This is a genomic window from Xanthomonas sp. fls2-241-TYG-148 (assembly GCF_030208815.1).
GTDB classification, from domain to species: domain Bacteria; phylum Pseudomonadota; class Gammaproteobacteria; order Xanthomonadales; family Xanthomonadaceae; genus Xanthomonas; species Xanthomonas campestris.
Genome location: NZ_JARVTE010000021.1, coordinates 95,152 through 115,993, shown reverse-complemented (window position 1 = coordinate 115,993; position 20,842 = coordinate 95,152). Strand labels below are relative to the sequence as shown.

Below are 20,842 nucleotides of genomic sequence, written 5' to 3'. Positions count from 1 at the left end.
AACAACAACCGCAGACCTCTAGTTTTGGCTGGCATTGAATTACGGGGAGTCGACACTGTGCCAGCGTCTTTCCAACATGCCGAAGCCGGTCCTCAATATCTAGATGCACCGGCACGGGCGTCATTTCGGAGAACATCGAGCGAATCGAGCGAAGGACGACACCCTCAAACAGCTCTTCCTTGTTGCGATACCTGCCGTACAGCGCCGACTTTCCCACCCCGGCGTGTTTCGCCACTTGATCTAGGGTCGTCCGTCCAAAGCCCTGATCAAGGAAGAGTGCGGTTGCAGACTCCATCAGTTGAACCTCTACCAAGCCTGCCTCGCTGGCTTTAGGCCTTCCTCGGCTTTGCGTGCGCACGACCTGCTTGTCGATTGATTTCATCACCACCCCATAATGGACGATTTAGTCCTTTAATGATGTCATGGGCGGCAGTAGCCAATCTCCGGTGCCCGATGAACGTTTAAGCGAGCTTTACCCTTTTGTACCGGAAGGCAGGCAGCCGCCACTGTGACGTGCCCGAGCCGGCACCGCTCGAGCTGCCGCTCAGCGCAGTCCGAACCCAACTCGGCTTCCCCTCGCCCCTGCAGCAGCACTTGAGATGGCCCTATGAAGAGCGCAGGCGTGACGGGGCGACGATTGCGCTTCCCGCAGACGTCGCAAAAACACATGAGCTGCTTGTCATTTACCGGGATTGGCGCTCTGCGTGCCGCGCCGCTTTGGCTGTGGCTTGGTCGGCGCGAGGGCGAACGCAAGACTCGCGAGTCGATTGCGGCCTTCGGCTTTGGGCTGGCTGGTCAGCGCGCTGAGTCGCTCCAGCAACACGTTGACCTCTTGGATGTCATCGTCACTGAGCCAGCCCTTGTTGCGTGAGACCCACAGTTCGCGCCTTTTGCCCTCGGTGACCACACCGTTAGCCTTGAGCGCGGCCTCGAAGTCCTGCTGCGCCACTTGCAACAAGGAACGCGCGAAACGTGCCAACTCGTCTGCATTGCCGTGGGGACTTAGGTCGTAGACCAGGCGAACCGGGCCGGCGCCTTCGCCCGCCAGGCGAAAGACACGCTCGCCTCCAATTTCGGCCACTTCCGTGAGCAAGTCACCGGCGACCAGTTCGCGCAGGTGGTAGTACAAGCCGTCCGCAGGCCGACCCAACTGCTCAGCGAGTTCGGCCGTACTTGCCGTTCCTCCAAGAGAGGCGAGCGTGTCGACAATCTCCTGCCGCACTGACGAGCTCAGGAGCCTCACTTGCTCGGGCCGGGAAATGGGATGCCCAGGTGATGTACGCATGGCTATAGACGCTTGTTGAAATATGTGTGCATTATTTAAACATAAGCAGCGCACGACAAGGCGCGCTTCATCAACCGCCCGGAGCAAATGTGTCGATCGATTTATGGAAGACCCTGGGCCTGGCAGCCCTGGTGCTGCTGACAGCGCCTGCCATATCCGCAGTTGCCGCACCCCCTGCTTCCGTCATTTCTGCAGCGGATCTGCGTGCCGACCTACAGACCGCGATCGACGCCATCGAGAAGAATCATCCTGACCTTGGACACTCGGTGGACAAATCGACGCTACGCCGCACCGCCAGGTTGATCGCGCGTGACCTGGACCGGCCGATGGATCAGACACAGGCTTGGTCTGTGCTGGCCCAGCTCAATCCCGTGCTGGCCGACGGCCACCTTCTCATCGGCCTGCCCGACTGGCGAGCTTCGGCCGCTTCAGCTACCGAGCACGGGGCACCGTGGTTTCCTTTCGAGGTCTCCGTAGCGGCATCCGGACGTCTGCGCCTCATTGCGCTACTCGGTGGGGCCCCGTCCGCCGATGCCGGGCGTTATATCAGTCGTATCAATGGCGTGCCTGCCAAAGAAGTTGTGCGTACTCTGCTGAATCGCACTCACGGCGATACGCCAAGTGCCCGCGCAGCGCTTCTGTCTCAACGTTGGTGGCTCTTCTATGCCAAGGTCTACGGCACACCAGCGACCTTTGATCTGGAATTTGCTGACCGGCGAGGTCGCGAGCAGCTGGCTGCTTCACGCACGGTACTCCCCGCTGTCCTGCAGCGCGACGCGAGCTTCGAGCGGCTGTTCCGCTGCGAAATGCGGGGTACAGGCGCCGTGCTGACAGTGAGCACGTTCTTCTGGCCAGACAAGGCCCGCTTTTTCGCGTTTACGGAAGCATGCTTTACGAAAATGGCCAAAGAACAGGTCCATCACCTAGTTATCGACATTCGCGAAAATGGCGGTGGGGATGACGACATGTGGCGCGACGGCATTCTCCGCTATATCGCCGATCAACCTTATCGGCACGGTTCGCATTACATCAAACGCGTGCTTACACCAGGGCCGGGCGAAGTCGCCGGGCAGCTTGTGGAAGGAACGATCGAATCCATCGTGCAACCAGCAACCGCGGAAGCGGCGCACTTCACGGGAGAGGTCAACGTGCTGGTCGGCCCACTGACTTACTCCTCCGCAGTGCTGTTCTCCAATGTCGTCCAAGACTACCGCTTCGGGAACTTGGTCGGTGTCGGTCAATCGGTCAGGACGCGACAGAGCGGCGGCGTCAGGACCCTGATACTTCCGAACTCCGGCCTTGTACTGTCCTATCCACGCTTCGTGCTGGATCGCCCGTCCGGAGCTCGGCGACCGACGTGGCTGACGCCTGACAGACAGATCGCTGATGATCCGCTCAATCCACAAGCGCCGATTGACGCGCTGCTTCAGACTAGCGATTAAAAAAGACGATCAGGTCTCGCCCACGACCACACAACGCTACGACCATTCGCCCGCCGTCGTAAAACCTCCCAAGCACCGCTAATGTTCCCTGGGATTTTTCCAAAGCCCACAAAAAAAGCGCTCAGCTCGCCACTAAGCGCCTGTCTTAATGGTGGGCCCACCAGGATTCGAACCTGGAACCAAAGGATTATGAGTCCTCTGCTCTAACCGTTGAGCTATAGGCCCTGCGTCGCGCGGCTCGTCGGTGCTGCATGCATCAGCTACCCCAGAGTCGGCAAAGTTTACCTGCCCACCCGCTTCGCTGTCTGCTGCGTCTGCGCTTACCTGCAAAAAGCACAACCGCCCGGCTGTGCCACGCCCACAAAAAAGCCCAGCGGTTAGCTGGGCTTCTCTGTTGCGCAGCGCACATTTGGCACCGGCCGCTTCAGGCCAGCACTACAACGCGCTCATTGCCGCACTCGCTTATTGCTGCACCGGTTGTTCCGCTGCACTCGTGGTCCTCGACAACAACCAACCACTCACGCATCGGCCACTTCTTGCTGCGCATCCACCAGCGCGCGGCCGGTACGAAAGCCGTGCGCGATGGCGTCCTGGTAATTGTCGTACTCCACGTTCTGCTCGCTGATCCGTGGCAACCGTTTGCCGCGGGCAACGTACACATCCACCCATAGCGTCCACTTCGCACCGACAGACGCCTGTTCCACACGCACGCGGATCTCGCTGTCGCGGTAGGTGGTGGTTTCGAATCGGCTTTGCCTGCTCATGGTGGCGCTCTCGTGTCCGTTCGATTAGCACGGTAGGGCGTGGCGCTAGAAAAATACGTGAGTAATCGGGAAACGCGCCCTTAATGTTGCGGGCCTGTGTAGCTTCGTGCGCGCGCCGTGAACACGCCAGGCAGCGTGATTGGTGTACTGCCTGCGTTGATTCCTGCGAACTGCAGAGCGTGGATGCCTACCCATAACGCAACAGCCCCGCATGAGCGGGGCTGTTGTGGAACCGAGGTGCGCTGACCGCTACGCGATCAGTCGATGTCCAAGAACGACCGCAGCTGTTCCGAACGGCTTGGGTGACGCAGCTTGCGCAACGCCTTGGCCTCTATCTGGCGAATCCGCTCACGCGTGACATCGAACTGCTTGCCGACCTCTTCCAGCGTGTGATCGGTGTTCATGTCGATACCGAAGCGCATGCGCAGCACCTTGGCTTCCCGCGGGGTCAGGCCGGCCAACACGTCCCGCACCGTCTCGGAAAGATTGATGTTGGTGGTGTTGTCGATCGGGGACTCCACGTTGGTGTCCTCGATGAAATCGCCCAGATGCGAATCCTCGTCGTCGCCGATCGGGGTTTCCATCGAGATCGGCTCCTTGGCGATTTTCATCACCTTGCGGATCTTGTCCTCGGGCATGTCCATTTCCTTGGCCAGTTCCTCCGGCGTGGCCTCGCGGCCGAACTGCTGGAGCATCTGGCGGGAAATGCGGTTCAACTTGTTGATCGTCTCGATCATGTGCACCGGAATACGGATGGTGCGCGCCTGATCGGCGATCGAACGGGTGATGGCCTGACGGATCCACCACGTTGCATACGTCGAGAACTTGTAACCGCGACGGTATTCGAACTTGTCCACGGCCTTCATCAGGCCGATGTTGCCTTCCTGGATGAGGTCGAGGAACTGCAGGCCACGGTTGGTGTACTTCTTGGCGATGGAGATAACCAGACGCAGGTTGGCCTCGACCATTTCCTTCTTGGCCTTGCGCGCCTTGGCTTCGCCGTAAGCCATCGCACGGCTGATCTCCTTGATCTCGCCCAGGGTCAGGTAGTTGGCCTTTTCCATCTCGATCGAGCCCTGCTGCTCAGACACGATCTGGTCCTTGACGTCGCGCAGCGCGGACGACCACTTCTGCTTGCGTTTGAGGGCGTCTTCCACCCATTCCAGGTTGGTCTGGTTGCCTTCCCATGAGCGGATGAAGTCCTTGCGCGGCATGCGTGCCACGGTGGTCGCCAGGTGCAGCACCTTGCGCTCGTGGTCCTTGATGCCGTTGACCACGCCACGCAGCTGGGTGACCAGCGCGTCGGTCAGCGGCAGCGGCAGCTTGAGCGTGGTGAAGATGGCGGCCATGTCTTCGCGCGCCTTGACCACCAGCTTGTGCTCGGCGCCGTTCTTGGCATAGATCTTCTTGAACTTGGCGTATTCGTTGGCCAGGTTCTCCATGCGCGTGGCGACTTCCACCGGGTCCGGACCGGTCGGGCCGGCCTCTTCCTCGGCAGCGTCGTCGTCGCCGTCTTCATCGGCGTCTTCGTCGACCGCATCTTCGTCGACAGCCACCGGGCCGGCAGCAGCCAGCGCTGCGGCGGCAGCGTCGGCTTCTTCGATCAGGTCGTTGAAGCCGACCACGATCTCGGCCAAGCGCTTCTTGCCTTCCTTGTGCGCTTCATAATCGGACAGCAGCAGCTCGGTCGACAGCGGGAACGTACCCAGTGCGGCCTGAACCTGGCTCAGGCCCTCTTCGATGCGCTTGGCGATGGCGATTTCGCCTTCGCGGGTCAGCAGCTCGACCGTGCCCATCTCGCGCATGTACATGCGCACCGGGTCGGTGGTGCGACCACCTTCGGTGTCCAGCGCGGTCAGCGCGGCGGCGGCTTCTTCGGCGGCGGTGTCGTCAACCTCGCGGTTGCCGGTGTTGCCATCGTTGAGCAGCAGGGTTTCAGCATCGGGGGCAACTTCATGGACATCGATGCCCATGCCGTTGATCATGCTGATGATGTCTTCGATCTGCTCCGGGTCGACCAGGTCGTCGGGCAGGTGGTCATTGACTTCGGCGTAGGTCAGATAGCCCTGTTCCAGGCCCTTGCTGATCAGTAGCTTGATGTCGGATTGCTGGGCAGGACGTTCGTTGGCCATGAGTGCTCGCGCCACCGGCTTTGAGATTGGAAAGAGAACCTAGCATTATACCAGCGTGAAGCCCGGTCTGCCGGAATCAAGACAGGCAGCTGGTTGAGTGAGGCGCGCTAGGGCCTGAGAAGGAAGGTCACCGGGCCGTCATTGACCAGGTCGACAACCATATGGGCACCGAAGCGGCCGGTTTCCACCCCGCCAGAATGTTTTTCGCGGCAGATCGCCACCAATTGATTGAACGCCCGTTCAGCCTCTTCTGGCGGCGCGGCGCTGCTGAAGCTCGGCCGCATACCGGCCTTGGTGTCGGCAGCCAGGGTGAACTGGCTCACCAGCAGCAGCCCACCGCCGGTGTCGGCGAGTGAGCGATTCATCTTGCCGGCCTCATCGGAAAACACCCGGTAGCCCAGCAGGCGTTCGGCCAGGCGGCGCAGCTGTGGCGCGGTGTCGCCGGGCTCGATACCGATCAGGGCCAGCAACCCGGGGCCGATCTGTCCGACCACCTGCGCATCGACCGCGACCGAGGCCCGGGTGACGCGTTGGATCAGTGCAAGCATAGGCAACACCTCAGTCAGTCGGGCGGCACGAGCATGCCGAGTGCGGCCAGTGCTGTCACGTACGGGTCATCGCCGGCCGCGCTGTTTAGAATTGCCCGGATGAAACCTGATGTCCGCGCCCGCTTGTTGTATGTCACCGCCGCCACCGTGGGCCGGCTGCCCTGGCCGTTGCTCAAGCGCGTAGCCGCCACGCTGGCCTGGAGCTGGCGCAAGCTCGATGCCCGCGAAAGCCGCGTGGCGCGGCGCAACCTGGAGCTGGCCTACCCGGAACTGGCACCGGCACAGCGCGCGCAGCTGCATGCGCAGATCCTGCGCTCCACCGCCCGACAGACCCTGGAAGTGCTGCGCACCTGGACCCGCCCGCCGGCCGAGAACCTGGCGCGGCTGCAGCGCAATGGGCAGGAGCTGTACGACGCGGCGCTGGCGTCGGGCCGCGGGGTGATCGTGGCGGCGCCGCACTTCGGCAATTGGGAATTGCTCAATCAGTGGCTGTCCGAACGCGGCCCGATCGCCATCGTGTACCGCCCGCCGGATTCCGATGCCGTGGATGGCTTCCTGCAATTGGCGCGAGGCGGCGACAACGTGCGCCAGGTGCGCGCGGAAGGCCCGGCGGTGCGCCAGCTGTTCAAGGTGCTCAAGGACGGTGGCGCGGTCGGCATCCTGCCCGACCAGCAGCCGAAGATGGGCGATGGCGTGTTTGCGCCGTTCTTCGGCATCCCGGCCCTGACCATGACCCTGGTCAACCGGCTGGCCGAGCGCACCGGCGCCACCGTGCTGTACGGCTGGTGCGAGCGCGCCGGCGACGATCTGCAATTCGCCCTGCATGTGCAGCCGGCCGAGCCGGCGGTGGCCGACCCCGACCCGGTGCGTGCGGCCACCGCGCTCAATGCCGGCATCGAACGGATCGCCCGCCGTGACCCCGCCCAGTACCAGTGGACCTACAAGCGCTACACGCTGCGTCCGCCGGGCAGCGGCGAGCCCAATCCGTATGCGACCGAGCGGCATCCGCATTGAAGTGCGGCGCGCGCTTGCGAGAAACGCTCTGCCTTGCGCGTGCTGAGCCAGCGCTTAGCCGCGAGCGTCCATTTCAAAACAGATCAGGCGCCGCAGCAGCGCCTTCCGAGTGCTCTCGGCCTAAGTCATCGCTCCCAGCTCAATCGTCGTGCGGGTCGCTCGGCGTGCTGAGGATGCGTTGATAGAACGCCAGGTCGAGCCAGCGACCGAACTTGAAGCCGGCTTCGCGCACGGTGCCGGCATGGGTGAAGCCAAACTGTTCGTGCAGCGCGATGCTGGCCGCATTGCTGGCGTCGATGCCGCCGACCAGCACATGCACGCCACGCGCCTGCGCCGCGTCGATCAGCAATTGCAGCAAGGTGCGCCCCAGGCCTTTGCCGCGATGGTCGCGGTGCACGTAGATCGAATGCTCCACGCTGTACTTGAACGCCGGCCAGGCGCGAAACGTGCCGTAGCTGGCAAAGCCCATCAAGGTGCCATCGGCGTCTTCCACGCCAATCACCGGAAAGCCGCCGGCCTGCTTGGTGGCGAACCAGCCCACCATGCTCTCCGCGGGGCGTGGCCGGTAGTCGTACAGCGCCGTGGAATGGGCGATGGCATCGTTGAAGATGTCCAGGATCGCGCCGGCGTGGCGCGCATGGCTGCAGTCGACGATGTGCATGGCATCCAGGCAGAGGCAAGGGTTGGACGGATTAAAAAGCATTGCCGGGCGATGAACAACGCGGCAGTGGTGCAACCAATGGTGGCCCCGCCTGCCACACAGTCCAGGTCCGCCACAGACGCAGCGTTCCATCCGCCCGTGGCTACCGGCGCTCGCCGGGCACGCGACAATGGCCCAGGCACGCAGCGTGTGGTTGCGCTGGTGCCCGCCTTGAAGCGGTCGTGGCAGTCCCCATTTGGAGTCGTGCATGAGCAGTCCCTCTCCCTTCCCCAGCGCGCAACCCTTCGGTGACCCGGCCGCGATCCGTTGCGAGCGCGCCGCCTCCGAACTGCGTGCGGGCCGCCCGGTACTCATCACCGATGCGCAGGGGCACACCCGCGCCGTGCTCGGGCTGGACAGCAGCACGGCGCAGTCGTACGCGGCCTTCGCGCGCGCCGCGCAGGGCCGGCATTACCTGTTCGTGACTCCCACCCGCGCACAGGTGCTGGGCCTGGTGGCCCCGCAGGGTGCGCGTGTGGCGCTGGCCAGCCACGATTACGACCAGCTCGCCGCACTCGCCTATCTGCGCGATACCCCGGTGCCGTCGCAGTGGACCCCGGGCGATGCGCTGGACGCCGGCGCGGTGGAGATCGCACGGCTCGGGCTGCTGCTGCCGGCGATGCTGGCGGTGGAGTTGCCCGGCGAGCAAGACCGCGCCGCCTTCGCCGGCTGCCAGTCACTGGCGCTGGACGACCTGGACAGCGGCTGCGCCACCTCGGCGGCGGCTGGCTACGAACTGGTCACCCGCAGCCCGGTGCCGTTGCGCGGCCTGGGCATGAGCGAGTTCGTGGTGTTCCGCGGTGGCGTGGCGCAGCGCGATCAAGTGGCGATTGTGGTGGGCCAGCCGGATCTGGGCAGTGCGGTGCCGGTGCGCGTGCATTCGTCCTGCCTCACCGGCGATCTGTTCGGCTCGCTCAAGTGCGACTGCGGCGACCAGCTGCGGCACGGGCTGGCCAAGCTCAAGGAGCTCGGCGGCGGCGTGTTGCTGTATCTGGACCAGGAAGGACGCGGGACCGGCATCGCCTCGAAGATGCGCGCGTACGGCTATCAGCACGCCGGGCTGGATACCATCGATGCCGATGCGCAGCTGGGCTTTGGCCCGGATGAGCGCCGCTATGGCAGTGCGGTGGCGATGTTGCGCGGCCTGGGCATCAGCCGGATCCGCCTGCTGACCAACAACCCGACCAAGGCCGAGCGGCTGCGCGCCGCCGGCATCGTGGTGGAAGACCGCATCCCGGTCACCGGCGACATCACGCCGGAGAACGAGCAGTACCTGCGCACCAAGGCGGCCCGCGCCGGCCACGCGCTGGATGTCGACGCGCTGATCCTGGCGGCCCAGTAAGCCGGCTGCCGGGTGCGCGCCCGCGCGGCGCCCGGCTATGCTGGCGGACCGCTTCCCGCAGGCCCGCCGCGTGCACGACGCCCCACCCCCGCTTCCCGACGACCTCCACGCCACGCCCGCGCCGGCCGAGCCCGACACGGTGGACCACGCCCAATGGCAGCCGTTGCCACGCCGCGGCGCCTATGTAGCCGGGGTCAAGGGTGCGCTGGGCATGAGCGTGGCCTGCCTGTTCGCACTGGGCGTGTTCGGCGTCGCGCTGCAGGCCTGGCAGTACTGGCCGGCAATGGTGGTGGCCGTACTCCTGGCGGCCGGGCTGGGTGCGTGGCTGGCCCTCAAACGCCACCGGCTGACGCGCTGGAAGCTCGACAACCACGGCCTGGCCTTGCAGCGCGGCCACCTGTGGCAGAGCGAAACGCGGATCCCGATCACCCGCGTGCAGCATCTGGACCTACGCCGCGGCCCGATCGAGCGCGCCACCGGCCTCACCACGCTGGTGGTGCATACCGCGGGTAGCCGGCTCAACGCCGTGGGACTCTCCGGCCTGGACCAGCGCGATGCCGAACGGCTGCGCGACCGCCTCGCCCACCAGCTCGACCACGACGACGACGCCCTGTGAGCGCGATTGATGCGTCAACCGATGACGAGCAGCGGCTGCACCCGTTGTCGTGGCTGTTCGTGTTGCTGCAGCAGATCCGCCAGTTCCTGATCCCGCTGGCGGCGTTGATTTTATTCGGCAGCCGCGATGGCAGCCGCGACTCGGCCGATCACCTGGCTACCGGCATCGTGATCGCAGTCCTCGTCGCCATCTCGGTGCTGCGCTACTTCACCTACCGCTACCGCATCGGCAGTGATGGCGTGGCGATCCGCAGCGGCCTGCTGGAGCGCAGCCGGCGCGACATCCCGTTCGCCCGCATCCACAACGTGGTGGTGCACCAATCGCTGCTGCACCGGCTGGCCGGCGTGGCCGAGGTGCGTCTTGAATCGGCTGGCGGGCACAAGCCGGAAGCGGAAATGCGCGTGTTGCGGCTGGATCAGGCGCTGGCGCTGGAAGACCTGATCCGCCGCCGCGCGCACACCGCCGAGCCGGCCACTGCACACCGGGCGCCCGAGGTCGGCACCTTGCTGCGCCTGCCCACCAGCGAGGCGATCCGCCTGGGGCTGATCTCCAACCGCGGCATGGTGGTGGTCGCCGCCGGTTTTGGTGTGCTGTACCAGATGATTCCGCGCCGCACGGTGTCCAACTTCGTCGAACACAACGGCGAACTGGCTTATCGCTATGTGGCGCAAATCCATCCCGGCACCGCCGTGACCGCGACGCTGGTGGTGCTCGGCATGCTGGTGGTGCTGGCCGCGATGCGGGCCTTGTCGGTGGCGCTGGCCGTGGCGCAGTACCACGGCTTCCACCTGAGCGAATCCGAGCGCCGCCTGACGGTGGAACGCGGTCTGCTGACCCGCATCCGTAGCAGCGTGGCGCTGCGCCGCATCCAGTCCTGGACGCTGTACGAAAGCCGCCTGCATGCCCTGTTCGGCCGCCGCCAGCTGCGCGTGGATACCGCCGTGGCCACCGGTGACAACGACGGGGCTGCGCTGAAGGAACTGGCGCCAATCGCCGAGCCGCAGCGCTGCGACGCCCTGCTGCAGCAGCTGTTGCCCGACGTTGCCTGGCCGCCTGCGGCGTGGCAGCCGGTGGCCACGCATTGCTGGTGGCGGCTGAGCCTGCCCACACTGCTACTGGTGCTGCCACTGACCGCCGTGCTGGCCTGGCGTTTCGGTGCGCAGGCGAGCTGGCTGCTGCTGTGGCTGCCCTGGAGCGCCTTCAAGGCCTACCGCCAGGTGCAGCGCATGGGCTACGCGCTGGATGCGCGCTACGTGGCGGTGCGTGGCGGCTGGTGGAAGCGCTGGTGGCGGCTGGCCGAACTGGACAAGTTGCAGGCCCTGCAACTGCAGCGCTCGCCGCTGGACCGGCTCTCCGGCACCGCAACCTTGTTGCTGGATACCGCCGGTGCCAGTGCCACCGGCCCGGCCTTGCGGCTGCGCTTCGTCCCGCTGGCCCACGCGCAGGCCTTGCAGACCCAGCTCGGCGCCGCGTTGACGCGTCGCAAACTCCGCTGGTGATGGCGGCTTGCGATGGACGCGCTAGTGATCAGCGCCGCGACGGGCCCCAATAGCCAAGCGCGCGACGAATCTGCAGAGCCCGCCATTGCGCCCCCAGCGGTTTACGGCGCAAACGGCCCATCTCGCCGGCGATAAAGTCCTCGGTGGCGGCGATCACGCGCTCGGACGACAGCCCATCGCGAAACGGATGGATCGCATCGGCGTATGCGGCCAGCGCCGCACGCAGACCGTTCTCTGGCTGCAGCGCGCGCGCCAGCCACTGCGGCAATTCCTCGGGCTGTTGGAAATCCAGCATGTGCGGCTGCGGCACACGGTTGCGGAAGGTCACCACCGGTTTGTGCTGCACCACGAACTCGGACACGATCGAAGAGGTGTCCGAGACCAGCACATCGGCAGCACGCTGCGCGGCCATGACCTCTTCGGGTTCAACAAAACGCGCATTGGGCCCGGCCAGCGCGCGATAACGTTCGAACAGCGCCGGTGCACATTTGGGGTGCAAGGTGAGCAGCCAGTAATGCGTGCCGCGTGCGATGTCCGCGGCAATCTGGTCGTACAACACCGGCGCGGCGCTCAGCCGCTCGGTAAAAGTGGAGCCGAACAAGATGACCGGGCGCCCGTCAGCCGGCGCGCGCAATGCGGCGCTGCGTCCGCCGTCATCGCGAAACACCGGGTCCAGTTTGGGCCAGCCGGTCTCGGCCACCGCGAAATGCCCTTCGCGCTGCGCCAATGCACGAAACGGCGCAGTGGTGGCCGGGCCTTGCGTGCAATACAGATCGAACAGCCCGCGCACGCGGAAATGCCCCCGGTTGTCTTCGCGTTTTTGCACGTTGAAGCCGTGAAACAGCTGCACCTTGGCGCCGGACACGAACGGCGGCACCCAGTTGGCGGCACTGAACACCGCACGTGGGCGCAGCGCCAGCGCTTGCCGCAGGCCAACCTCGCGCACGCCCGGCACCTGCAGCCCGCGCGCACCATCTTCGAACCAGGCCGACACCGACTGGCCGGAGGCCTGTAATGCCTGCGCCAATGGCGCCAGAATAGGCAACGCGTAACGCTCCGTTGCGAACAGCAGGTATTCGGCCATCACATGTCCTCATCGACCGCCCCAGACGAACGGCCTCGCATTTCCGCCTGCATTATCGCGTTCAACGAAGCCGATCGCCTACGCGACTGCCTGACCTCGCTGGCGTTCTGCGATGAGATCGTGGTGGTCGACTCCGGCTCCACCGATGCCACTGCCGCCATTGCCAGCGCACACGGCGCGCGCGTGCTGCACCGTGCGTTCGACGGCTACCGTAGCCAGAAGGCATTTTGCGTGGCGCAGGCCAGTCACGACTGGGTGCTGTGCCTGGACGCGGACGAGCGCGTGAGCGATGCATTGCGCGCCTCGATCCTCGCCGCGCGCGATGCCGGATTCAACGCGGCGGCCGGCTATCGCTTCGCACGCCTTTCCGAGTATTTCGGGCGCTTCCTGCGCCACGGCAATGCGTATCCGGACCGCGTGCTGCGGTTGTTCGACCGGCGCCGCGGCGGCTGGCGCGGCAAGCGCGAGATCCACGAAGCCGCCAGCGTGGATGGCACCGTGGCCACCTTGCGCGGTGACCTGATCCACCACCCCTACCGCTCGCTGATGCAGCAGCTCGGCAAGACCCAGCGCTATGCGCAGATGATGGCCGAGTACGACTACGCCCGTGGCAAACGGGCGACCTGGAGCAAGCTGGTGCTCGCGCCGACGTGGCGCTTCTGGCGCGGCTATCTGCTGCGCGGTGGTTTTCGCGATGGCTGGCACGGGCTGATTTACGCCTACGTACGTGCGAACTACGTCCGCCAGAAGACCATCATGTTGTGGCTGTTGCAGCAGGGCCAACCGGTGCAAGACCCGCCGCGCGCATCTGATCAGCGCGCGGACTGAGCCACTGGCGATGCGGCAGTGGCATGCTGCTGCGCCTGACGCGCGGCAAGCCCCGCCAGGATGCCCACCATCGCCGCATAAAAGCTGGCCGAGACCTGATGGGCGAACATCGATTGGGTCAGCCCGCACAGCGCGTAGCTGATCACGATCATCACGCCTGCCGCGGCCGGCCCACGAAACTGGCGCTGCCCGCTGCGACGGTGCAGGCGCACGAACATCCATAGCGGCACGCCGTACACGGCAATCAGCAACAGCAACCCAGGAATGCCCTGGGTGGCGCCCCACTCGGCCAGATCGTTGTGCGCGTGGCCCAGATGGCAGCGCAGCAACCAGGTGTCGCCCGCGCACAGTGGCAGCTCGCGCATTGCATCATCGAAGCGCCCGACGCCAACACCCGTCAACGGATGCGCCTGCAAGGTGTCCCAGGCCACATGCAAGCGCTCGATACGCGCACCGGCCGACGAATCGGCATCGCCGACTTCGTAGCGCTGAAAATCACTTTGCAGCTCGCCGATGCGCAGCTGTTCGGTGAGCCCCGGCACGCTGAGCACCAGGCCAACGCACACCACCGCGCCGCCGACGAACGCCAGCAACCGCATGCGTGCGCTCTGCCAGGGCGCGCCCCAGACCAACACACCCAAGGTCACCAGCAACGACAACCACACGCCACGGCTACCGCTCAGCACGATCACCGCCACCGCCGCCACCGCCGCGCCCAGCAACCAGCGCACCTGGCCATTCGGGCGGCAGAAAATGGCCACCACCAGCAACATCAGTGCAACGTCGGCGAAGACAATCGCGTTGGTCCAGCCCTCTGCGCGCTCGGCACCGTTCATCACCTGCAACATCGCCACCAGCATCGCCGCGAACACGCCGGCCAGCGCGCCGCGCCACAGCCATACCTGCCGCGGCTGCAGTGCATACGCCCACAGCGCTGCCCACGGCAGCACCAGAAAGCGCGAGCGGTTTTCCACATCGCGTACGGAAGGCTCGAACAACACGATCGACAGCACCGACATCGCAATCACCACCGCGGTCAGGCCGGTCAGCACCCGCAACGACCAGCCCTGCGTGGCCAGACCCGCGCGCAGGCTGCGCCACCCCAGCAGCGTGCCGCCCAGCAGGCACACGCCGAACGGCAGCAGGCCGCTGGGCATGTTCACCACCAGCGCTGTGAGCACGAACACGCCCAGCTCGGCCAATCCCAGCGCGGCGCGCGATGCGACAGGAACGGCGGGCGACAGGGGCGGGTGCGGTGAGGGCAAGGAATTCATCAGGTGTGGGTGGCGAAGGAGGGGTGCAGTCGCAAAGCGGCGGCAAAAAGGCAGGCCAAGCTAACGATGCGGCGCATGAATCGAGGCTAGACGACAATGCACGGCGTCATTGACCGCATCACGACTGCGCAGTTGCGGTATGGACACCCTCATTCGGTGTCCAGGTTGCCCTGCTCCTTCGCTTCGACCACCTTCTCGGTCGCATTGGCCACGCACGGCCCATGCACGGCACTGCCCGGCACCAGCCACCATTTGCGCCGGTTGGCCACGCCCACCACCTGGCTGGCAGTGCGATCGACGCAGCCCAGCAGCGCGGTTTCCTGCACCAGCAACCAGCGCTGGGCCGGCTGCTGCGCCTGCCAGGCCACGCCCTGCTGCAGCTGCGTCTCCCAGGGCACCTTGAAGCCGAACGTCTGTGCCGGCCGGTCGGCCATCAGCAGGTTCTGCTCTTTCCATGCCACCAGACCGAGCTGCGCCTGCGGCCCGATCCGGCGCCCGGCCTCGCGCATCACCGCGCCGGCCGAGCTGGAGTCGTTGAAGATCGGGTAGCAGATGAGCCCGAACGCCACCCACCACGCGCCGAGCAAGGACGCCACCGCCAGCGCGGAGCGCCGCACGCGCAGCAACAGCAGGCTGGCAGCGCCCCACAGCGACACCGCCAGCAGCACCCAGCCCAGCGGGTCGGTGGCTTCGCTGCCCACGCCGCGGCTGTCCATGATCTTCTGCTCGAAGCCCGGGTGGCCGATCAGCATCGCCAATCCGCCTGCGCCAAAGGCCACCGTCAACAGCAGCGCAAATCCGAACAGCACCCGCTGCACGCCAACGCGGCGCAACAGCCCCGGTGCCAACGGCGCCAGCGCCAGACAGAACATCGGCAGTGCCGGCAGGATGTAGACGTCGCGCTTGCCATTGGGAATGGTGAAGAACACCAGCACCAGCAGCCACCAGGCCAGCGGCAACAGGTAGCGCGGATCGCGTCGCCGCAGCCGACGCCGCCAGGCCGGCACCGCCCAGGGCAGTAGCAGGATCACCGGCAGCCACATCGTGGCCATGCCCTTGAGGTGGTACCACACCGGTTGCGCGTGATCCCACGAGTTGGCGTAGCGCTTGGCGGTTTGCCGCAGCAGGATGTCGTTGAGGTAGACGCGGTACTCGGGCTCGCCAGCCGTCAACGCGGTGACCACCATCGGCACGAACCACAGCAGGATCGCGACGAAGAAAAACACCGGGCCAAGCCAGAACCGCTTGTCGCGCACCCGGACTTGCACGCCGGGCCAGCCACGCAACGCGGCGATACCGGCCGGAATCAGCATCAGCAGCGCGATCACGCCCACGCCCTTGGTGATGACGCCCAAGCCTGCGGCAAACCAGCCCAGCGTCCACCAGCGCCACGCGGGCCCCAGCAGCAGGTGCCGCAGTAGCCCGTAATTGGCCAGGGTGATCCAGAACACCACCAGCGGATCGATCTGCGCCTTCTTGGCCTGAAACGTGAAGTGCAGCGTGAACAACAGCATCCACGCCGCATAGGCGCCGACTCGCCGCGTCCACAGCCGCCGGCCCAGGTCGTACACACAAGCCAGCGTGCCCAGCGCCGCCAGCAACGACGGCAGCAGGAACGCCACCCGCCAATTGCCCAGCAGCGTGTAGAACGCGGCCTGCAGCCACATCAGCATCGGCGGCTTGTCCGAATACAGCTCGTTGCCGCGATGCGGGAACAACCAGTCGCCGCTCAGCACCATCTGCTTGGCGACCAGCGCAAAGCGCGGCTCGTCCGATGGCCAGGGGTCACGCAGGCCCAGTCCGGCGCCGATCACCAGCACCGCGGTGATGGCGAGCAGCCAGACATCCTTGGAAGCGCGGGTCTTGAGCATGGCGATGTCTGCGAACGCGGATCAGGAAGCTTTTAGCAAAAGCGCGTAGAAAAAACCGTCGCACTGCTGTTCGCCAGGAAAGCGCTGCCGTCCCGCACCGGCGGCATGGCCGAATTGCGCGCCCAGCGGATGCGCCTGCGCATCGGCGGTGCGCTGGAGGAAGGCCTCAATCTGCGTCTGGTTTTCGCGCTTGAGCAGCGAGCAGGTGGTGTAAAGCAACTGCCCGCCAGGCCGCAGGGTGTGCCAGCAGGCATCCAGCAGACGGGCCTGCAGGGCGCACAGCGCATCGATGTCGTCTGCCCGCCGATGCAATAGCACGTCGGGCTGGCGGCGCACCACGCCGGTGGCCGAACACGGCGCATCCAGCAGCACCGCATCGAACGGCTGCCCATCCCACCAGGCGGCGGTATCAGCCGCATCGGCGGCGTGCAGGCGCACCGTGCGATCGGGCGCGGTCCGCTGCACGGTCTGCCGCACACGTTCCAGACGGCGCGCATCCACATCCAGCGCAGTGAGCTGCAACTGCGGGTGACGCTCGAGCAAGTGCGCTGCCTTGCCACCGGGCGCGGCGCAGGCATCGAGCACCCGCGCTGCGGGTGCCAGGGCCAGCGCATCGGCCACCTGCTGCGCCGAGCCGTCCTGCACCGACACATCGCCTTGCGCAAAACCGGGCAGCTGGCTCACCGGCACTGGGGTGTCCAGGCGCACGGCATCGGCCAGCACCGGGTCGGTGTGCGCGGTGATGCCCTGCTCGGCCAGCCGCGCAACATACTCGGCAGGACTCACACGGGCGCGCTGTACACGCAGCCACATTGGTGCCATGCGCGCACTTTCCACAAAGATCGCTTCGGCCTGGTCGCCCCAGTCCGCGCGCAATTGCTTGCGCAGCCACGACGGCCAGCCGGCATCGTCGGCAACAGCGGGAAAGCCCTCGCGTTGCGCGCGCCGCAGCACCGCGTTGACCATGCCGGCCTGACGCGGGCGGCCCAGCGCGCGGCAGGCCTCCACAGTGGCCGACAAGGCGGCGTGGGCGGGCAACTGCAAGACATCCAATTGCGCGAAACCGGCCATCAGCAGCGCCTTGAGCTCGGCATCGCGCGGCGGCAGCGGGCGCTCCAGCCATTGCCGCAATGCCACGTCATAGGCCGGGCGGCGGCGCAGCACCGCAAAACAGATCGCTTCAACCAGGGCACGGTCGCGCGGATCACTGACGCCCGGCAACGCGGCGGTCAGCTCGGCTTTCAGCGAACGCCCCTGATCGAATACCGCTGCCAGGATGCGGGCAGCGGCCAGGCGCGAGGCAACACCGGCTGCCGCGGTATCGGCGGCCATCAGCGCAGCGCCGGCAGGTCGCGCCGCGCGTTGAGGTAATCGGCGGCGGTGATCGCCTTGCCGCCTTCGCGCTGCAGCACCCGCACCCGCAGCGCGCCCTGGCCGCAGGCGATGTCGATGCCTTGCTTGCTGGCCGCCAACAGCGTGCCCGGCGCCTGCTGATGCGCCAGGTCCAGCGCCACCGCGCCATGCAGACGCACGCGTTCGCCAGCCAGGATCGCTTCGGCTACCGGCCATGGATTAAATGCCCGCACACGCCGCGCCAATTCCTCGGCCGGCTGCGCCCAGTCCAGGCGCGCCTGCGCCTTGTCCAGCTTGTGCGCGTAAGTCACGCCCTCGGCCGGCTGCGGCTGTGCGACCGGGCGGATGCCGGCACGCAACAGACCCAGGCCATCGGACAGCACCTGCGCGCCCAACGCGGCCAGGCGATCATGCAATTGCCCGCCGGTTTCCTGCTCGCCAATTTCGATGCGCTGCGACAACAGCACCGGGCCGGTATCCAGGCCGGCTTCCATCTGCATCAGACAGACACCGGTTTCGGTGTCGCCAGCCTCGATCGCACGCTGGATCGGCGCGGCACCACGCCAGCGCGGCAGCAACGAGGCGTGCACGTTCCAGCAGCCATGCGTGGGCGCCGCCAGCACGGCCTTGGGCAGGATCAAGCCATACGCCACCACCACCATCAGGTCCGGCTGCAGCGCGCGCAAGGTGGCCAGGGCCTCGGGCGAGCGCAGCGTCTGCGGCTGAAAGACCGGGATACCGCGTGCAATGGCGTCCAGCTTGACCGGCGATGGCGTCAGCCCGCGGCCGCGGCCTGCAGGGCGATCCGGCTGGGTATACACCGCGACCACTTCATGCCGCTGCGCGGCTGCGCGCAAGGAGGCGACAGCGAAGTCCGGCGTACCGGCGAAGACAATTCTCATAGGGCTGGGATTTGGGAGTCGGGATTGGGGATTCGCAACGGCAGATGTGCTAGCCGGGACGGTGGCGGCATGGAACTGATAGATGGGGTAGACAGTTGCGCGGGCAGGTTTGGCGACTGGCGCCGAAAGCGGCATTGCCCGGCATCGATAGGCGCGGTGAGAAGCGGGAATTGCGAACAGCAATTCGATAACCGCGACGGGCAGCGGCTTATCCAATCCCGAATCCCGAGTCTCAAGGCTCTGCACACGCGGACTGGGGCAATGGCGATTCGACGACTCACGCCAAGAAACAGATCACACCAGGATCCGCGCCCGAAGATTTGAAACAGCGGACTCAAAGACCAGCAAGAACCCGCTTTTGCCAATCCCGGATCACAAATCCCCAATCCCGGCCCTCACGCCACATGCTTGCGCAGTTTGGCCAGTTTCTTGCGGACCATCTCGCGCTTGAGCGGCGACAGATAGTCCACGAACAGCTTGCCGTCCAGATGGTCCATTTCGTGCTGGATGCACACCGCCAGCAGGCCATCGGTGCTCAGCTCCTGGGCCTGCCCCTGGCGGTCCAGATAGCGCACGGTGATCGCATCGGCGCGGCTGACATCGGCAAAGATGCCGGGCACCGACAGGCAGCCTTCCTGGTACACCTGTTCGCCCTGCCTGGTGACGATCTCGGGGTTGATGAACACCTGCGGGGCATCCTTCTCCTCGCTGACGTCGATCACCATGAAACGCTTGTGCACGTCCACCTGACTGGCAGCCAGGCCGATGCCGGGCGCCTCGTACATGGTCTGGAACATGTCATCGAGCAGGGTCTGAAACGCCGGGCTGACGACCTCGGCCGCATCGACCGGCACGGCCTTGGTGCGCAGCCGCGGATCGGGAAATTCGAGAATGGGGAGCAAAGCCATGGGATTACCCGTCAAGGAACACCGGCGCTGGGCCGGCAAGACGGCGTCATTCTAGCGCAATGCTTGCGTGGCGCCCCGGTTTCTGGACTATAGTGCGCGGACCTGTTGGGGAATCAGGCAAGAAGGCACTCATGTTGAACCGACTTCGTACGGTCGTCGCTGCGGCGATGCTGACCGTCGCGACCTACGCTGCCGCGCAAGCGGTGGGCGAACATCCAGATACCTACGTGGTCCGCAAGGGGGATACCCTTTGGGATATCGCTGGCCGCTTTCTGGAAAAACCGTGGCTGTGGCCGGAAATCTGGCAGGCCAATCCGCAAATCCAGAATCCGCATCTGATCTACCCGGGTGACGTGATCAGCCTGGCCTACCTGGACCGCGTCGCCAAGGGCACCGTACAGCCCGGCCCGCGCCAGGAAGCACCGATCAACGCCATTCCGCTGGCCGACGTCGAGCCGTTCCTGAAGAACCTGCGCGTGGTCGAAGACTTCGACGAGCTGCCGTATGTGGTGGGTCTGGAGGACAGTCGCTCGCGTGCCACCAAGGGCCAGCTGGCCTACGTGGTCGGCCTGGACGAGGCTCAGCCCGGTCAGCGCTACGCAGTGGTGCGCCCCACCGTGAAGTTCAGCCTGCCCAAGCACAACGAAGAGTTGGATGCGGCTGGCAACATCACGCAGGGCGCGGGCAACATCTGGAAGAGCTACATCGCACCCAGCACCCGCCGCGAGTTCCTCGGCTATGAGTTGACCCAGGTCAACATCGGCACGATCACCCGCAGCGCCGCCGCCGGTAATTCCAAGGCGGCCACCCTGTTGTTGCAGGACAGTGGCCGCGAAGTGCGGGCGGGCGATCGCATCATCGCGGTCGAAGCACAGCCCTACGATCTGCAGTTCATTCCACATCCGCCGTCCGAACAGGCGGTGCAGACCGAACTGCGCGTGCTGGCCATCGCCGATGCGTTCACCGCAGGCGGCACCCGCGACGTGATCGCCATTTCCGGCGGCGCCCGCGAGGGCATCGACAACGGCACGGTGTTCTCGATCTGGCGCAAGGGCCGCACGGTCAGCGACCGCGTGAAGCATTCGCGCTTCTCGCGTGCAGATGATGGGTTCAGCGGTCCGTCCAGCTCCACGGTCGGCCTGCCGGACGAATATGCCGCGCATGCGATGGTGTTCCGCACTTACGACCGGGTCAGCTATGCGCTGGTGATGGAAAGCGTCAAGCCGACCGGCCTGGGGTATTTCGTGAAGCATCCCGACGCGAAGTAACGGGAAAAATCC

The 20,842-nt window shown here is 65.7% G+C and carries 19 protein-coding genes and 1 tRNA gene; 7 read left to right on the top strand and 13 right to left on the bottom strand.

Features of this window, described 5'->3' with window-relative positions; all coding sequences use genetic code 11:
- A partial coding sequence (locus QRM60_RS19390) for a helix-turn-helix domain-containing protein (RefSeq protein WP_285446868.1) occupies positions 1-382 on the bottom strand: 382 nt, incomplete at its 3' end.
- 297 nt (positions 383-679) lie between these two features.
- The gene (locus QRM60_RS19385) at positions 680-1,222 is read right to left on the bottom strand and encodes a helix-turn-helix domain-containing protein (protein WP_343237660.1); all 543 of its coding nucleotides are present in this window, start codon (positions 1,220-1,222) and stop codon (positions 680-682) included.
- Between the two features lie 152 nt (positions 1,223-1,374).
- On the opposite strand from QRM60_RS19385, the gene QRM60_RS19380 reads away from it, so the two are divergent.
- On the top strand, positions 1,375-2,727 hold the full coding sequence (locus QRM60_RS19380) for a S41 family peptidase (protein ID WP_285446866.1): 1,353 nt from the start codon (positions 1,375-1,377) through the stop codon (positions 2,725-2,727).
- Positions 2,728-2,876: 149 nt separating this feature from the next.
- Here QRM60_RS19380 and QRM60_RS19375 read toward each other — a convergent pair.
- The 4 genes from QRM60_RS19375 to dtd all read right to left on the bottom strand — a co-directional run bounded on the left by QRM60_RS19375 (position 2,877) and on the right by dtd (position 6,171).
- Positions 2,877-2,952 (bottom strand) — tRNA-Ile (locus QRM60_RS19375).
- Positions 2,953-3,245: 293 nt separating this feature from the next.
- Positions 3,246-3,491 (bottom strand): hypothetical protein, encoded by a 246-nt coding sequence (locus tag QRM60_RS19370; RefSeq protein WP_012439399.1) that lies wholly within the window; start codon positions 3,489-3,491, stop codon positions 3,246-3,248.
- A 257-nt stretch (positions 3,492-3,748) separates the two neighbouring features.
- On the bottom strand, positions 3,749-5,623 hold the full coding sequence (rpoD, locus tag QRM60_RS19365; protein ID WP_285446865.1) for an RNA polymerase sigma factor RpoD: 1,875 nt from the start codon (positions 5,621-5,623) through the stop codon (positions 3,749-3,751).
- Between the two features lie 107 nt (positions 5,624-5,730).
- Positions 5,731-6,171, bottom strand: a complete 441-nt coding sequence (dtd, locus tag QRM60_RS19360) for a D-aminoacyl-tRNA deacylase (protein WP_042595206.1) — start codon at positions 6,169-6,171, stop codon at positions 5,731-5,733.
- 99 nt (positions 6,172-6,270) lie between these two features.
- Here dtd and QRM60_RS19355 point away from each other — a divergent pair, with 99 nt between their 5' ends.
- Positions 6,271-7,185, top strand: coding sequence for a lauroyl acyltransferase (locus QRM60_RS19355; RefSeq protein ID WP_285446864.1), 915 nt, complete (start codon positions 6,271-6,273; stop codon positions 7,183-7,185).
- A gap of 139 nt (positions 7,186-7,324) precedes the next feature.
- Here the strand turns inward: QRM60_RS19355 and QRM60_RS19350 are convergent, their stop codons facing one another.
- Entirely contained in the window at positions 7,325-7,846 is a 522-nt protein-coding gene (locus tag QRM60_RS19350; RefSeq protein ID WP_014506404.1) for a GNAT family N-acetyltransferase, read from the bottom strand.
- A 247-nt stretch (positions 7,847-8,093) separates the two neighbouring features.
- On the opposite strand from QRM60_RS19350, the gene ribA reads away from it, so the two are divergent.
- From ribA to QRM60_RS19335, 3 genes are read left to right on the top strand one after another with little or no spacing between them, the layout of a single operon-like run.
- Positions 8,094-9,227: a GTP cyclohydrolase II RibA gene (gene ribA / locus QRM60_RS19345; protein WP_228944549.1), complete on the top strand. Its 1,134-nt coding sequence runs from the start codon at positions 8,094-8,096 to the stop codon at positions 9,225-9,227.
- A 37-nt stretch (positions 9,228-9,264) separates the two neighbouring features.
- Positions 9,265-9,843 (top strand): PH domain-containing protein, encoded by a 579-nt coding sequence (locus tag QRM60_RS19340; protein WP_042595214.1) that lies wholly within the window; start codon positions 9,265-9,267, stop codon positions 9,841-9,843.
- Positions 9,840-11,342, top strand: a complete 1,503-nt coding sequence (locus QRM60_RS19335; protein ID WP_285446863.1) for a PH domain-containing protein — start codon at positions 9,840-9,842, stop codon at positions 11,340-11,342. Before QRM60_RS19340 ends, QRM60_RS19335 begins: the two co-directional genes overlap by 4 nt.
- 28 nt (positions 11,343-11,370) lie before the next feature.
- On the opposite strand, the gene QRM60_RS19330 is transcribed toward QRM60_RS19335, so the two are convergent.
- Positions 11,371-12,429 carry a CDP-glycerol glycerophosphotransferase family protein gene (locus tag QRM60_RS19330; protein WP_080869886.1) on the bottom strand — a complete coding sequence of 353 codons (1,059 nt, stop codon included), beginning with the start codon at positions 12,427-12,429 and terminating at the stop codon, positions 11,371-11,373.
- Here QRM60_RS19330 and QRM60_RS19325 point away from each other — a divergent pair, their 5' ends adjacent.
- Positions 12,430-13,254: a glycosyltransferase family 2 protein gene (locus QRM60_RS19325; RefSeq protein WP_285446862.1), complete on the top strand. Its 825-nt coding sequence runs from the start codon at positions 12,430-12,432 to the stop codon at positions 13,252-13,254.
- On the opposite strand, the gene QRM60_RS19320 is transcribed toward QRM60_RS19325, so the two are convergent.
- The 5 genes from QRM60_RS19320 to def form a co-directional block, all read right to left on the bottom strand.
- On the bottom strand, positions 13,239-14,528 hold the full coding sequence (locus QRM60_RS19320; protein WP_285446861.1) for an O-antigen ligase: 1,290 nt from the start codon (positions 14,526-14,528) through the stop codon (positions 13,239-13,241). The genes QRM60_RS19325 and QRM60_RS19320 overlap by 16 nt on opposite strands.
- A gap of 149 nt (positions 14,529-14,677) precedes the next feature.
- A complete protein-coding gene (locus QRM60_RS19315; RefSeq protein ID WP_014506398.1) occupies positions 14,678-16,399 on the bottom strand; it encodes a glycosyltransferase family 39 protein in 1,722 nt (573 codons plus the stop codon).
- Positions 16,400-16,420: 21 nt separating this feature from the next.
- Positions 16,421-17,731 (bottom strand): 16S rRNA (cytosine(967)-C(5))-methyltransferase RsmB, encoded by a 1,311-nt coding sequence (rsmB, locus tag QRM60_RS19310; protein ID WP_285446860.1) that lies wholly within the window; start codon positions 17,729-17,731, stop codon positions 16,421-16,423.
- On the bottom strand, positions 17,731-18,654 hold the full coding sequence (fmt, locus tag QRM60_RS19305) for a methionyl-tRNA formyltransferase (protein ID WP_042595220.1): 924 nt from the start codon (positions 18,652-18,654) through the stop codon (positions 17,731-17,733). The genes rsmB and fmt overlap by 1 nt, the downstream gene beginning before the upstream one ends.
- A 395-nt stretch (positions 18,655-19,049) precedes the next feature.
- On the bottom strand, positions 19,050-19,562 hold the full coding sequence (def, locus tag QRM60_RS19300) for a peptide deformylase (RefSeq protein ID WP_014506394.1): 513 nt from the start codon (positions 19,560-19,562) through the stop codon (positions 19,050-19,052).
- A 131-nt stretch (positions 19,563-19,693) separates the two neighbouring features.
- Here def and QRM60_RS19295 point away from each other — a divergent pair, with 131 nt between their 5' ends.
- Positions 19,694-20,830 carry a LysM peptidoglycan-binding domain-containing protein gene (locus QRM60_RS19295; protein ID WP_011038832.1) on the top strand — a complete coding sequence of 379 codons (1,137 nt, stop codon included), beginning with the start codon at positions 19,694-19,696 and terminating at the stop codon, positions 20,828-20,830.
- The last annotated feature ends 12 nt before the right edge of the window (positions 20,831-20,842 follow it).